Annotated in this window: 13 protein-coding genes; 2 read left to right on the forward strand and 11 right to left on the reverse strand. The window is 63.5% G+C overall.

What is annotated here, in order from left to right; translation table 11 throughout:
• Positions 1 to 21: 21 nt before the first annotated feature.
• The 7 genes from ribA to HGI47_RS00660 form a co-directional block, all read right to left on the reverse strand.
• Entirely contained in the window at positions 22 to 1,086 is a 1,065-nt protein-coding gene (gene ribA / locus HGI47_RS00630) for a GTP cyclohydrolase II (RefSeq protein WP_168850848.1), read from the reverse strand.
• Positions 1,083 to 1,874, reverse strand: a complete 792-nt coding sequence (locus HGI47_RS00635; RefSeq protein ID WP_168850849.1) for an exodeoxyribonuclease III — start codon at positions 1,872 to 1,874, stop codon at positions 1,083 to 1,085. Before HGI47_RS00635 ends, ribA begins: the two co-directional genes overlap by 4 nt.
• A 55-nt stretch (positions 1,875 to 1,929) precedes the next feature.
• Positions 1,930 to 2,100: a hypothetical protein gene (locus tag HGI47_RS00640; protein ID WP_168850850.1), complete on the reverse strand. Its 171-nt coding sequence runs from the start codon at positions 2,098 to 2,100 to the stop codon at positions 1,930 to 1,932.
• A 101-nt stretch (positions 2,101 to 2,201) separates the two neighbouring features.
• A complete protein-coding gene (locus HGI47_RS00645) occupies positions 2,202 to 2,501 on the reverse strand; it encodes a HigA family addiction module antitoxin (protein WP_168850851.1) in 300 nt (99 codons plus the stop codon).
• A gap of 553 nt (positions 2,502 to 3,054) precedes the next feature.
• Positions 3,055 to 4,857 (reverse strand): DNA helicase RecQ, encoded by a 1,803-nt coding sequence (gene recQ / locus HGI47_RS00650; RefSeq protein ID WP_370521583.1) that lies wholly within the window; start codon positions 4,855 to 4,857, stop codon positions 3,055 to 3,057.
• 27 nt (positions 4,858 to 4,884) lie between these two features.
• Positions 4,885 to 5,346 (reverse strand): nuclear transport factor 2 family protein, encoded by a 462-nt coding sequence (locus HGI47_RS00655; RefSeq protein ID WP_206065905.1) that lies wholly within the window; start codon positions 5,344 to 5,346, stop codon positions 4,885 to 4,887.
• Between the two features lie 91 nt (positions 5,347 to 5,437).
• Positions 5,438 to 6,628: a cation:proton antiporter gene (locus HGI47_RS00660; RefSeq protein ID WP_168851305.1), complete on the reverse strand. Its 1,191-nt coding sequence runs from the start codon at positions 6,626 to 6,628 to the stop codon at positions 5,438 to 5,440.
• A gap of 185 nt (positions 6,629 to 6,813) precedes the next feature.
• On the opposite strand from HGI47_RS00660, the gene HGI47_RS00665 reads away from it, so the two are divergent.
• Positions 6,814 to 7,086 (forward strand): hypothetical protein, encoded by a 273-nt coding sequence (locus tag HGI47_RS00665; protein ID WP_168850852.1) that lies wholly within the window; start codon positions 6,814 to 6,816, stop codon positions 7,084 to 7,086.
• A 171-nt stretch (positions 7,087 to 7,257) separates the two neighbouring features.
• On the opposite strand, the gene metH is transcribed toward HGI47_RS00665, so the two are convergent.
• From metH to HGI47_RS00685, 4 genes are read right to left on the reverse strand one after another with little or no spacing between them, the layout of a single operon-like run.
• The gene (metH, locus tag HGI47_RS00670) at positions 7,258 to 9,894 is read right to left on the reverse strand and encodes a methionine synthase (RefSeq protein WP_168850853.1); all 2,637 of its coding nucleotides are present in this window, start codon (positions 9,892 to 9,894) and stop codon (positions 7,258 to 7,260) included.
• 5 nt (positions 9,895 to 9,899) lie between these two features.
• Positions 9,900 to 10,961, reverse strand: coding sequence for a homocysteine S-methyltransferase family protein (locus HGI47_RS00675; RefSeq protein ID WP_168850854.1), 1,062 nt, complete (start codon positions 10,959 to 10,961; stop codon positions 9,900 to 9,902).
• Entirely contained in the window at positions 10,958 to 11,899 is a 942-nt protein-coding gene (gene metF / locus HGI47_RS00680) for a methylenetetrahydrofolate reductase [NAD(P)H] (protein WP_168850855.1), read from the reverse strand. Before metF ends, HGI47_RS00675 begins: the two co-directional genes overlap by 4 nt.
• Positions 11,896 to 12,903 carry a metalloregulator ArsR/SmtB family transcription factor gene (locus HGI47_RS00685; RefSeq protein WP_240949899.1) on the reverse strand — a complete coding sequence of 336 codons (1,008 nt, stop codon included), beginning with the start codon at positions 12,901 to 12,903 and terminating at the stop codon, positions 11,896 to 11,898. The genes metF and HGI47_RS00685 overlap by 4 nt, the downstream gene beginning before the upstream one ends.
• A 262-nt stretch (positions 12,904 to 13,165) precedes the next feature.
• On the opposite strand from HGI47_RS00685, the gene HGI47_RS00690 reads away from it, so the two are divergent.
• On the forward strand, positions 13,166 to 13,468 hold the full coding sequence (locus tag HGI47_RS00690) for a hypothetical protein (protein WP_168850857.1): 303 nt from the start codon (positions 13,166 to 13,168) through the stop codon (positions 13,466 to 13,468).

The following is a 13,468-nucleotide window of genomic DNA, read 5'->3' on the forward strand; positions in this document are numbered from 1 at the left end:
CAAGGACGGGGCCTTTGCTCTCTAGCGGAGCAGATGCCCCGTCCGGTCGCGCTTGGTTTCCAGATAGCGCTGGTTGTGCGGGTTGGCCGGAAGCTGGTGCGCCACCCGTTCAACCACTTCCAGCCCCAACCCCTCCAGCGTCGCCACCTTCTGCGGATTGTTGGTTAGCAGGCGCAAGGAGCGCACGCCCAGCAGATCGAGCATCCGCGCCGCCACCGGAAAATCGCGCGCCTCGCTCGGCAGGCCAAGCCGCTCGTTGGCGTCCACCGTGTCGAAACCCTGATCCTGCAATTCATAGGCGCGCAGCTTGTTGATCAGCCCGATCCCGCGCCCCTCCTGCCGCAGATAGAGCAGCACGCCCCAGCCGCCCGCATTGGCCTCTTCGGCCATGCGTGCCAGCGCGGCATCAAGCTGCGGGCCGCAATCGCATTTCAGGCTGCCCAGCACATCGCCTGTCAGGCATTCGCTGTGCAGCCGCACCAGCGGCGCACGCTCGCTGGTCTGCTTGCCCAGCACCAGCGCCACATGCTCGCGCAAGTCATCCCGCGCCCGGAAGGCAATGATTTCGGCATGTTCACAAGCGTGCACCGGCAACCGCGCGCGTGCCTGAATGCTGATGTTCAGCGGGTCTTTGAACGCGGCCAGATCGGCGGTGGAAACCTCCGCCGCAATGTCCACGCCGGTAGAGATCATGAACGCCGGCAGGATACCCGCCAGCCGCGCCATCTCCATTGCGGCGGTGGCGGCATCGTGCGCCACGATGGGATCGGCCTTGAACGGCCCGCGCAAGGGGCTGCGCAAGTCTTCGGCAGGATCAGCCAGATTGCGCGCGGCAGAAAGGCTGAACGGTTCCGCCCCGTGGATCATCACCGGCGCTTCGGGCACAGCGGCATCGCGCTGGTTGGCCAGCTTCAGCGTGGCGGCGCGCGCGGCAGAGATCAGCAGCCGCGCGGCATAGATGCCTGGCTGCACGAACGCCGTCTCCGCAGGCAGCAGATCGAGAGCGCCCTCCGCCCCGGTCACGCGGATCGCCCAACCGTGGCGCAGCGCGTCGAGCGCCCTTGCTACATTCCTGGATTCGCTCACAAATCCAGCTCGGTAATCAGCGGAATGTGGTCGGAAGGCTGGTCCCACTTGCGGGTTTCTTCCACAAAACGGTGCCCGCGCGTCTGCGCCGCCGCTTCCGGCGATGCCCACATATGGTCAAGCCTGCGGCCCTGATCCTTGGCCCGCCAATAGGAACGGTAGGACCACCACGAATAGTTGCGCTCCGGCGCGGGGATATGCTTGCGCCCCAGATCCACCCAGCCATGCGCATCGGCAAAGCGCTGCAACGTCTCCACCTCGATGGGCGTGTGGCTCACAACCTTGAGCAGCGCCTTGTGATTGTAAACGTCGCACTCCAGCGGCGCGATGTTGAAATCCCCGACGATCAGCGTGGGCCGTTCGATCTTCTCCGCCCAGCGCGTCATCCGGCCCAGAAAATCGAGCTTCTGCCCGAACTTCGGGTTCACCTCACGATCAGCCACATCGCCGCCCGCCGGGATATAGACGTTCTCGATGATCAGCCCGTTGCCCGGCCCCAGCAGCTCCACGCCAATGTGCCGCGCCTCGCCATTGTCCTGCCAGTCATGCTTGCTGAAATCACGGAACGGAATGCGGCTGACGGTGGCAACGCCATGATACCCCTTCTGCCCATGCACCGCGCGGTGGGTATAGCCGAGCCTCTCGAACACCTCGTGCGGAAACAGATTCTCCGGCGTCTTTATCTCCTGCAGGCACAAGACATCGGGCGCCTCCTGCGTAAGAAAGCGTTCAACCTGATCGGCGCGCAAGCGGACCGAATTGATGTTCCATGTGGCAACCGAGATCATGGCGCTGCTTTAGGGTTGCGGGGGGGCGATTGCTAGATGGGATGTGGGGGTGCCGTCAAAGCTGCCGCAAAGCAACGATAGCAAAGACAACTGCGAATATACCGTGAACCGCCGCACTCCAGACAGCGAAGCCGCGCTTGAAGCTGCCTTTTTCCGATTTGTGCGTGATGATAGCGGCGGCAACTGTAATAGGCACCGCGATAAACAATCCAATCAGGGCAAACACGCTAGGAGCCGGGAAACTGAGACCCGCTTGCGCAATTGCATAAGGGACGGCCGCAAGGATCATTGCAGCATGTCCACCCGAATTCCAGCGCCTCTCCTGTTTTAGCATAACAGCACTTCTTCGGCCTCCTGCAACCGCCGCACAACAGGCTGTGGGTGCTGCCGCGCCCGCCACAGATCATAGTTTGCCTGCATCGCCAGCCACGCCCGCGCCGAGCTTGCCCCTACCTGCTCCAGCCGCAGCGCCAGATCGGGGCTGATCCCGGCCTTGCCATTCAGCACGCACGAAAGGGTTAGGCGCGACATCGCAAGGCGACTCGCCGCCTCGGCCACCGACAGGCCCAGCGCTTCAATCACCTCTTCACGAAGCAGTTCGCCGGGATGGGGAGGGTTGTGCATCATGGCCATGACCTCAACACACTATACCGTTAGGCGCGTGATACCACCCCTCCACCACCAGCTTCGCTGGCGGTTCCCCTCCCCATTTGCGCTTCGCAAAAACAGGGAGGATTGGCATCACAATTTTTTCGTTCGAGCTTTGGCCTCTGCGTGAGCGAGGATGGTGGTCTTCGAGAACCGGCGCCCAGCGACCTTCATGGTCGTGAGCACCGGAAGCGCAAGAAGGCTGCCGTCCGCAGCCGCGCAGGGGGCAAAGATCGAATGAAAAAACAAAACCCTCGGACCGGGGGCATTGGTCCGAGGGTTCCATTCGCGTTCGTCACGCTTGACGGGGGGCCACTAGGAGACCGGGCAACAGGGGGGAAACCCGCCTCGACCGCCTCGTCGAAAACCGTTCTAGGCCCCGTTCGCTTGCGCCCCGATGAACGGCTCTGACAGGCTTGTCGCAACTTGTCGCAAGGGGCGAACGGCTGGCGGTTCAGATGGTTCGGAGTGTCGATAAGCCGAGGCAGCACTTGGTCAAGCGCGAATCTGCGCTTCCGTCACCGCCCTAGCTTCACCATTGCCGCAGCACTTCCAGAAACCGGTCGCCATAGGCCTCCAGCTTGCGCGCGCCCACGCCGCCGATCTGGCCGAGTTCGGCAAGGGTCGCCGGACGCGCGGCCGCCATCTCACGCAGCACCGAATCGTGGAAGATCACATAGGGCGGCACGCCAGCCTCGCGCGCCAGATCGCGGCGCAGCGCGCGCAGCGCATCGAACACCGGATCGCCCACGGGATTGAGCGCGGCCCCGCTGCCGCCACGCGCGCGCCTGCCCGAACGCGGCTCTTTCTTCGGCGCCAACACCAGCGGCACTTCCGCTTCGCCTTTCAGGATCGCCCGCGCCTCGCCGCCCAGCGCCAGCCCGCCATGCTCGGTCGCCACCAGCGCGCCGCGCGCCTGCAGTGCCCGCGCCAGTGGCCGCAACAGTTGCGCTTCGTCCGCGCCCACGATGCCGAACACCGAAAGCTGATCGTGCCCGCGCTGCATCACCCGCTCGTCGGCCACGCCGGTCAGCACCTTCTCCACATAGCCGAAGCCGAACGATTGCCCGGTGCGGTAGACGGCAGACAGCAGCTTGCGCGCGACCTCGGTCGCATCGGTCACCCCCGGCGCGTTCAGGCAATTGTCGCAGTTGCCGCAACTTGGCGGCGGGTTTTCGCCAAAGTGCCGCAGCAGCAGCGCGCGGCGGCAGTGCGGCGTTTCGACCAGACCCGCCAGCGCATCAATCCGCGTCCGCTCTCCGGCGCGGCGGTGTTCTTCCACTTCGGCCACGCGCTGCCGCGCCCGCACGAAATCTTCCGCGCCCCACAGCATCACCGCCACCGAGGGATCGCCATCGCGCCCGGCACGGCCCGTTTCCTGATAATAGCCCTCGATGCTTTTCGGGCAGGCGGCATGGGCCACAAAGCGCACGTCGGGCTTGTCGATCCCCATGCCGAAGGCAACCGTCGCCACCATCACCATGTCTTCGGATTCCACGAACGCCGCCTGATTGGCCGCACGCACCTGCGGATCAAGCCCCGCGTGATAGGGCCGCACCGGCCTCCCGCTCGCCCCCAGCTGGTTCGCCAGTTTCTCCACCTGCGCGCGGGTCGGCGCATAGACGATGCCGGGGCCGGGATTTTCGGCAATCACGGTCATCAACTGCCGCAGCGGATTGTCGCGCGGGGTGATGGCATAGCGGATGTTGGGCCGGTCAAACCCCGCGACGATCAGCCCTTCTTCTGGAATGCCCAACTGGCTGAGGATATCGGCGCGCGTGTGCCGGTCCGCCGTGGCCGTCAACGCAAGGCGCGGCACATCGGGAAAGGCATCCATCAGCGGACGCAACAGTCTGTAATCGGGGCGGAAATCGTGGCCCCATTCGGAAACGCAATGCGCCTCGTCAATGGCGAACATCGCCACCCGGCCCCGGCTCAACATCTCAAGGAAATGCGGCTGGCTAGCGCGTTCGGGCGCGACATAGAGCAGATCGAGATCGTCCGACAGGAACCGGTCGATGGTCTGCCCCCGGTCCATGTCCACGCTGGTTAAGGTCGCGGCGCGGATGCCGTTGGCGGTGGCGCTGCGCAACTGGTCGTGCATCAGCGCGATCAGCGGCGATACCACCACGCAGCACCCCGGCAGCATCACCGCAGGCAACTGATATGTCAGCGATTTTCCCGCACCGGTCGGCATGACCGCCAGCGTGGACCGCCCCGCCAGCACCCGCTCAACCACATCGCTCTGCACACCACGAAACGCGGTGAATCCAAACACCGCATGAAGACGGTCAAGCACATCGGACGGCGAAAAATCGAGCGTGGAAAGGGTCACGCCCCCGCTATGGCAGATCGCGCGAGGTCAATCCACGCCGACGATCACATGAAGGCGGCTGATGCGGCTGGTCACGATCTTCCAGCCATCGGATTCCTTGCGGTAGGTTTCGTGGTAGTGGCCCATGCCGTGCAGGAAGAGCTTGCCGGCCGCGTCCCAGATCTGGTCCTCCATCGCAATCACCCCGCGCGCTTCGGTTTCCGAAACGATTTCAACCTCATGGCAGTGCCCGTGGTGGACGGTCCGCAGCGCGGCGACCGCATTTTCGACGAAAGCGGCGATATTGTCCCCGCCTGCATGAATCCAGTTTTCGGCGTCAGCGGCAGGTTCGATGGAGAGCGAGCACGAAGCGTCGAACACAGCATCGTCGGCAAAGACCTTGCGCAATCCAACGAAATCTTTCGTGTCCATGCAGCGGAAATAGCGGGCCTTAAGTTGCTTGATCTCCTCGATGGCGATCAGGCGCGTGATGGGGTCGATTGCAGTCATGTTGGCCGCTCTCCGGTGCGCTTTGGTGCATTTAGGTGCATCTAGGTGCACTTTGGAAACACACTGTCCAAGCGCGCCAGAAACGCCACTCTCACTTGTGCGAGAGGGCCAGTTTCTTCAGTCCCGGCGTAACGATCGGCACGGTCAGCATGGTGCTGAGTACCGCCATCAGCAACAGCGCGGTGAAGGTTTCGTTGGTGACGATGCCCTTGTCCAACAGCACGTTGACGAAGATGATCATGATCAGCGCCTTGGTCTGCAACAGCCAGCCGATCACCGATGCCTCCCCCTTTGCCCAGCCCAGAATGCGGCCTGCGATGCGCACGCCAATCAGCTTTCCGGCGACCGAGGCGGCAAGGAACAGAAACGCCGCGCCAAACACCGCCACGCCGCCCACGTCCCACTTGGTGCGCAGGCCGGTGGAGAGGAAGAACACCGGCATCACGGCAAGCAGAAGGAACTGGCGGAAGCCGTCCAACCGCTCCCGCGAAAACCATTGCGCATCCAGCACCGCGCCAGCCAGAAACGCGCCGACCATGAAATGCAGGCCCGACCAGTCCGCCGCAAAGCCGACAGCGGCGAGCCAGACCAGCGAGACATACCAGCGGTCGTTCTCTCCCAGCCGCCGGAACAGCGCGCGCACCGCCCACGATGCGAGCGCGAAGGCGACAAGGAAGATCGCCTGCCGTCCCACCCGCTCCCAATCGACGAGGATCAGCGCCAGCACGCCCCAGATCGCCACGTCATCAAGGCTGGCATAGCGCAGGATGCGCTGGCCCAGCGGTTCGCGGAAAATGCCGAGCTTTTCCATCAGCAGCACGAGGATCGGCAGAGCGGTAACCGCGCAGGCCATGCCGATTCCCAGCACCGCCTGCGGATAGGTGCCGTTCGGCCCGATCCAGCCGGGCGAACGCAACAGCAGCGCAGCGGCAGCAGCCCCGGCCAGCAACGGTGTGAGCAGCGCGCCCGCCGCCGAAATCGCGGTTTCGCGGCGGTTAGCCCAAGCGTCCGATATATCGAGTTCAAGGCCCGCCACGAAAACGAACATCATCACTGCCCACCACGCGATGCCGTTCAGCGATCCTATGACCTGCGAGTTGAACACAAAAGCGTAGTAATCGGGGAAGGCAGCCCCCAACACGCCGGGGCCGAGCAGAATGCCCCCCACGATCTGCACCACGACCAGCGGCGCCCAATAGTCGGTGCGCAGAAGCCGCCACACCAGATAGGGCACGGCAAGGATGATCGTCAGCGCGATCAGGAAGATTTCCGAGGTGCCCATCGCCTGCGTCATGCGCACCTGTTTGCCGCGTAGCCGTTGCAGAGGCAAGCGACGGTAAAAAATGGGTTACCGCTTAACCATTCGCACGCTCCGGCATGGTGCGCGGCAAGGGGTTAAGCGTGGATTCCGTTTCTCCTGACAGCTTGGCTGCATGGCGGATGGTTCGCCGGATACGGAGATCTGCGATGGGCTTTGAGATGCGTGACAGCTTCGTGCGCCGTGAAGAATGCAAGGCGGCGTGGGAAAGCGAAGTGGAGTTTGCCGAAATGGCGCGGGTGCTGAAAGCGCTGGCTGCAGAGCTGGGGCAGGATACCGACGCGGCGCTGGGCGAACTGGCGCATCACGGGCTTGGCGCAGCGCTGGGCGTGCTTGCGGGGCAAGCTGACGTTACGGACGTGGAGGCCGATTATCTTCAGCGGCGCGCGCAATCACGCCTGGCGGCCAGCCGGTTGCAATAGGGCCGGTTGGAGTAAGTCTGCCGCCCGACCTTCGTCATTCCCGCGCAGGCGGGAATCCGGATTGATGTTGCGCTTTGTCGCTCTGGATCCCCGCCTGCGCGGGGATGACGAATGGTTTGGGAAGCCACTACCCCCAACCCCCTCCTCTGAAAAGGAAGGGGCTTTTGTCCGTCAATCGAGATTCGGCCGCAGCCAGCGTTCCATGACCGGCAGGTCGAAGCCGCGACGGCCCGCATAGTCTTCCAACTGATCGCGGCCGATGGTGGCGACGCCGAAGTACTGGCTTTCGGGGTGGGCGAAGTAGAAGCCTGAAACAGCCGACGTGGGCAGCATGGCCTGCGATTCGGTCAGCGTGATGCCCGCTGTGTTGGTGGCATCGAGCAGATCGAACAGGATTGGCTTCAACGTGTGGTCCGGGCAGGCCGGATAGCCCGGTGCGGGGCGGATGCCGCGATACTGTTCGCGGATCAAGGCTTCGTTGGTCAGCTGTTCGCCGGGCGCATAGGCCCAGAGCGTCGTGCGGACGTGCTGGTGCAGACGTTCGGCAAAGGCTTCGGCAAAGCGGTCTGCCAAGGCTTTCAGCAGGATGTCCGAATAGTCGTCGTTATCGGCCTTGAAGCGCGCGAGGTGCGGTTCGATGCCGTGGATGCCGACCGCGAATCCGCCGATCCAGTCGCCCGCCGGATCGATGAAATCCGCAAGGCAGAAATTGGCGCGGCCACGGCTCTTGATGAACTGCTGGCGCAGGAACGGCAGGCGCACCGACAGTTCATCGTCGTTCGGATGCAGGATCACGTCATCGCCGTGACGGGCACACGGCCAGAACTGGGCGACGCCCTTGGCTGTCAGCCACTTTTCGCTGATGATCTTTTCAAGCATCGCGCGGGCATCGGCATAGAGATTGCGTGCCGATTCGCCGATCACTTCGTCTTCGAGGATCGAAGGCCACGTTCCAGCAAGTTCCCAGGAACGGAAGAACGGGGTCCAGTCGAAGCACTCCACCAGATCGTTGAGATCCCAGTCTTCAAACACATGGCGACCGGGCTGTTCGGGCGGGGGGGCCTTTTCCGAAAGGTCGGGCGCGAAGGCATTCAGGCGCGCGTCTTCAAGGCTGAGCAGCTTTGATGCGCCCTTGCCCGCACGCGCATCACGCACGTGCTGATAATCGGCGGCAGTCGCCTTGATGAAGCCCTGCGCCTGCGTATCGGACAGAAGCTGCGAGGCCACGCCGACCGCACGCGAAGCGTCGAGCACATGGACGACGGGGCCATCATAGGCCTGATCGATGCGCAGCGCGGTGTGAACCTTGCTGGTGGTAGCCCCGCCGATAAGCAGCGGGATGGACATGCCTGCACGCTGCATTTCTTCGGCCACGGTTACCATCTCGTCCAACGAGGGTGTGATCAGGCCGGACAGACCGATGATATCGACCTGTTCCTTCTGCGCGGTGTCGAGAATCGTGGACCACGGCACCATCACGCCAAGGTCGATCACTTCATAGCCGTTGCACTGAAGCACCACGCCGACGATGTTCTTGCCGATGTCGTGAACGTCGCCCTTGACGGTGGCCATGATGATCCGGCCCTTGGCCTTGGCACCTTCGGCCTTCTCCGCTTCGATGAACGGGATCAGGTGGGCCACGGCCTTCTTCATCACGCGGGCGGATTTGACCACCTGCGGCAGGAACATCTTGCCCGATCCGAACAGGTCACCGACCGTGTTCATGCCTTCCATCAACGGGCCTTCGATCACTTCGATCGGACGGCCACCGCGGGCGGCAATTTCCGCGCGGGCTTCTTCGGTATCATCGACGACATAGGCGTCGATGCCCTTGACGAGCGCGTGTTCAAGGCGGCGCACCACGTCCCAGCCGCGCCATTCCTCGGCTTCCTTCTCGGCAACCTTGTCCTTGCCCTTGAAGCTTTCGGCCAGTTCGATCAGGCGTTCGGTGGCGGTCTTTCCGTCGTCGGCCGCCGGTTTGCGATTGAGCACCACATCCTCGCAGGCCTCGCGCAGGACCGGGTCGATCTGGTCATAGATGTCGAGCTGGCCTGCGTTGACGATGGCCATGTCCATGCCCGCAGGGATCGCGTGGTAGAGGAACACCGAGTGCATCGCGCGGCGCACGATCTCGTTGCCACGGAACGAGAACGACAGGTTGGACAAGCCGCCCGAAATATGGACGTGCGGGCAGCGCGCCTTGATCTCGCGCGTGGCTTCGATGAAGTCTAGCCCGTAGTTGTCATGCTCCTCGATGCCGGTGGCGACGGCGAAGACATTGGGATCGAAGATGATATCTTCGGGCGGGAAGCCGATGCCGGTCAGCAGCTTGTAGGCACGCTCGCAGATTTCGACCTTGCGGTCCTTCGTATCGGCCTGGCCCTTTTCGTCAAAGGCCATGACGACCACGGCAGCACCATAGTCCATGCACAGGCGGGCGTGGTGCAGGAAGGCTTCCTCGCCTTCCTTCATGCTGATCGAATTGACGATGGGTTTGCCCGAAACGCATTTCAGGCCTGCTTCGATCACGTCCCACTTCGAACTGTCGATCATCACCGGCACGCGGGCGATGTCTGGCTCGGCCGCGATCAGTTTGAGGAACGTGGTCATCGCCTCAAGCGCGTCGAGCAGGCCCTCGTCCATGTTGACGTCGATGACCTGCGCGCCGTTTTCCACCTGCTGACGCGCAACTTCGACGGCCTTAGGGTAGTCGCCCGCAAGGATCAGCTTCTTGAACGCGGCAGAGCCGGTGACGTTGGTGCGTTCGCCAACGTTGACGAAACGGGAGCCGGTAAATGTATCGGTCATGGAAATCAGGCAGCCATTATAAAAGGTTCGAGACCAGCGAGCCGGGTAACGGTTTCGGGCACGGCCATCCTGCGCGGAGGCAAGGCGGCCACCGCCTGCGCCATCGCGGCGATGTGCGCAGGCGTGGAGCCGCAGCAGCCGCCCAGCACATTTACCTGCCCGTGGTCGGCCCATTCCTTGACGAGACCTGCGGTGGTCTTTGGCATTTCGTCATATTCGCCGAGTTCATTGGGCAAGCCGGCGTTGGGATAGACCATGATCAGCGTGTCGGCGATTTCGGACAGCGCCTTTACGTGCGGGCGCAACTGGGTGGCACCGAACGAACAGTTGAGGCCAACGGTAAGCGGCTTGGCATGGCGGATCGCGTACCAGAACGCCTCGACCGTGTGGCCCGAGAGATTGCGGCCAGACAGGTCGGTCAGCGTCATCGACATCATGATCGGGATTTCGCGCCCCAGCGCCTTCTCGACCTTCCGGACCGACATGACGCCGGCCTTGGCGTTCAGGGTATCGAACACCGTCTCGATCAGGATGAAGTCGGCGCCGCCTTCGACCAGCGCATGAACCTGCTCGGCATAGACATCGACGAGGTGGTCCCAGTCGATCTCGCGGAAGCCGGGATCGTTGACGTCCGGCGAAAGCGAGAGGGTCTTGTTGGTCGGGCCGATCGCGCCTGCCACGAAGCGGGGGCGGCCATCCTTGGCGGTGAATTCATCCGCCACGCGGCGGGCGAGCTTTGCCGATTCCACGTTGATTTCGCGCACCAGATGCTCGGCGGCGTAATCGGCCTGGCTGATACGGTTGGCGCTGAAGGTGTTGGTTTCGGCGATATCGGCACCGGCGGTGAAGTAGGCGCGGTGGATCGATTCAGGCACTTCCGGCTTGGTCAGCGCGAGGATGTCGTTGTTGCCCTTCTGGTCCTTGGCCAGACCCAGCGTCCCGGCATAGTCCGCTTCGGAAAGCTTGAAGTTCTGGATCTCGGTTCCGAATGCGCCATCGGTGATGAGAATGCGCTGCCTGGCCTGTTCAAGGAAGGCGATGCGGGCAGTGGAAGGGGTAAGGCTCACGCGGCTTTCTCCAGCGCCGGAGCCTTGGGGCGAAGGCCAAGCAGGTGGCAGATCGCATAGGAGAGTTCGGCGCGGTTGAGGGTGTAGAAGTGGAAATCGCGCACGCCGCCAGCGTAGAGGCGGCGGCAGAATTCGGCGGCGATGGTAGCGGCGACCAACTGGCGCGAGGCGGGATGCGTATCCAGCCCTTCGAACAGGCCGTCCATCCATGCCGGGATCGCGGCACCGCAGGCGGCAGCGAACTTGCGGGTTTGGGCAACGTTCGAGACGGGCAGGATGCCGGGGAGGACCGGCGCATCGATGCCCGCAGCGGCCAGCTTGTCGCGGAAGCGGAAGAAGGTTTCGGGTTCGAAGAAGAACTGGCTGATGGCGCGGGTGGCCCCGGCATCAAGCTTGCGCTTCAGGTTGTCGATATCGGCGGTGACGCTGGGCGAATCGGGGTGCGATTCAGGGTAGGCGGCGACCGAGATTTCGAAGGGGGCGATTTCCTTTAGGCCTGCGACCAGTTCAGCAGCGTTGGCGTAGCCTTCAGGATGTGGGGTGAAGGGAACGCCGGGTGCGCCCATGTCTCCGCGTAGCGCGACGATGTGGCGCACGCCCGCTTCCCAGTAGCTTTCAGCCACTTCGCGAATTTCGGCCTTGGTGGCATCGACGCAGGTCAGGTGTGCGGCGGCGGGAAGCTTGGCGTCCTTGATGATGCGCGCGACGGTGCCGTGGGTGCGATCGCGGGTGGAGCCGCCCGCGCCATAGGTGACCGAGACGAACTTGGGCTGCAGCGGAGCCAGCGTTTCCACCACGTCCCACAGTTGCGCCATCAGCGCGTCTGTTTTGGGCGGGAAGAATTCGAACGACACAGCGATGTCGCCCGGCAGCCCTGCGAAGAGCGGGGTGTCGAGCGCGGTGCGGGCTTCGCGGAGTTGGTCGTAGCTGGCGTTCATGGGGCTTTCCGGCTTTGCCGTGGTTCGAGTTGCGTAACGCTGTCTTCCCGGCGGGTGCCGGTCCACAGCTTGACGACGAGTTCGTGGCCCGCCAGCGCACGCGTTTCGTGCGGGGCGAAACCGGCATCGCCCAGCATCGCCTCGATCTGGGCATCGGAAAAGCCGAGGCGGGCGTGGGCGTGGCTCTGGCGCAGGTCTTCCCGATCGTGCGCGGCAAAATCGACGATGGCGATGCGGCCACCCGGCGCGGTGACGCGCGCGGCGCCTGCGAGCACGGCTTCGGGCGCCTGCGCGTAGTGCAGAACCTGGTGGAACAGCACGGTATCGAAGCTGCGCGCGGAAAACGGCAGTTGGGCGAAATCGCCCTGCACCAGTTCTACGCTGTCGGCCCGCAAGTGCTGCAGGCGGGCGCGGGCAATGCGTAGCATGTCGGGACTTTTGTCGAACGCGACGACATGCCCGGCGTGGGGTGCCAGCAGTTCGGCAATGCGGCCCGTGCCGGTGCCGACATCGAGAAGGCGACCAAGCCCGGCATCGCCAGCAAGGCGAAGCAGCATATCGGTAAGCGCGGATTCGACCGGACCATCGGCAATGTGCAGCGAGCGCAACTCGTCCCACTCTTCGGCGTGGCGCGCGAACCATTCGAGCGCGTGGGATTCGCGCGAGGACCGGATTGCATCGAGGTGCTGACGATCTTCGGCGCAGCGGCGGGCGAAAGCGGCGTCCTGCTGCTCTGCCACATCAAGCAGGCGTGCGATGGCGGCGATCAGCGGGCTTTCGGCGTTTTCGGCAAGGCCGCTGCGCAGGAACACCCACGCCCCTTCCTTGCGCCGTTCCGCAAGGCCCGAATCGCACAGGATCTTGATATGGCGCGAGACGCGCGGCTGACTTTGCCCCAGCACTTGCGCGACTTCACCCACCGCCAGTTCCATGCTGGCGAGCAAGCGCAGAATGCGCAGGCGCGTGGGATCATCAAGCGCGCGAATGGCGTCGTGGATGGCCATGAGGAAAGGCATATAAAGAAACCTTTATACGTGTCAACGGATATAAGGATGTCTTTATATCAACTGTTAGCAACACATACTATATGCAGGGTACAATCGCCTTGGGCGGCAGGTTGCAATTGCCTTGGGCCAAGCGCCCCGATAGAACGACCGCCACTGACCGGCAATGCGTGCTTTGCGCCATGATGTGTCCGGTTTGCCTGCCAGTGTCGCAGGTCTACGCCTGATCAGCCCTTAACCGGGCTTCATGAGAGGTAATACGATGAAGAAGTACCCAAGCCTCGCGATCGTCGCAGCCGCTGCCCTTGCGCTTTCGGCCTGCGGCAAATCGGACGATGCTTCCGAAGCTGCCGAGGAAGATACCGTGGAAATGCCGGCCGACGAACTGCCCGCGATGGAGCCTTCAGCGGCTGCCCCTGCACCGGCACCTGAAGTCGATGCTTCTGCCGCAGCAGACACCGAAGCCGATGCCGCCCGCGATGCGGCCAACAATGCCGCCGCCGTTGCTGCCGCAGCACAGGCCGCCGCCGCTGAGGGCGACGAAGCCCCGACCCCGGCCCAGTAA

This window comes from Novosphingobium sp. ERN07 (genome assembly GCF_012641335.1).
Taxonomy (GTDB): Bacteria; Pseudomonadota; Alphaproteobacteria; order Sphingomonadales; family Sphingomonadaceae; genus Novosphingobium.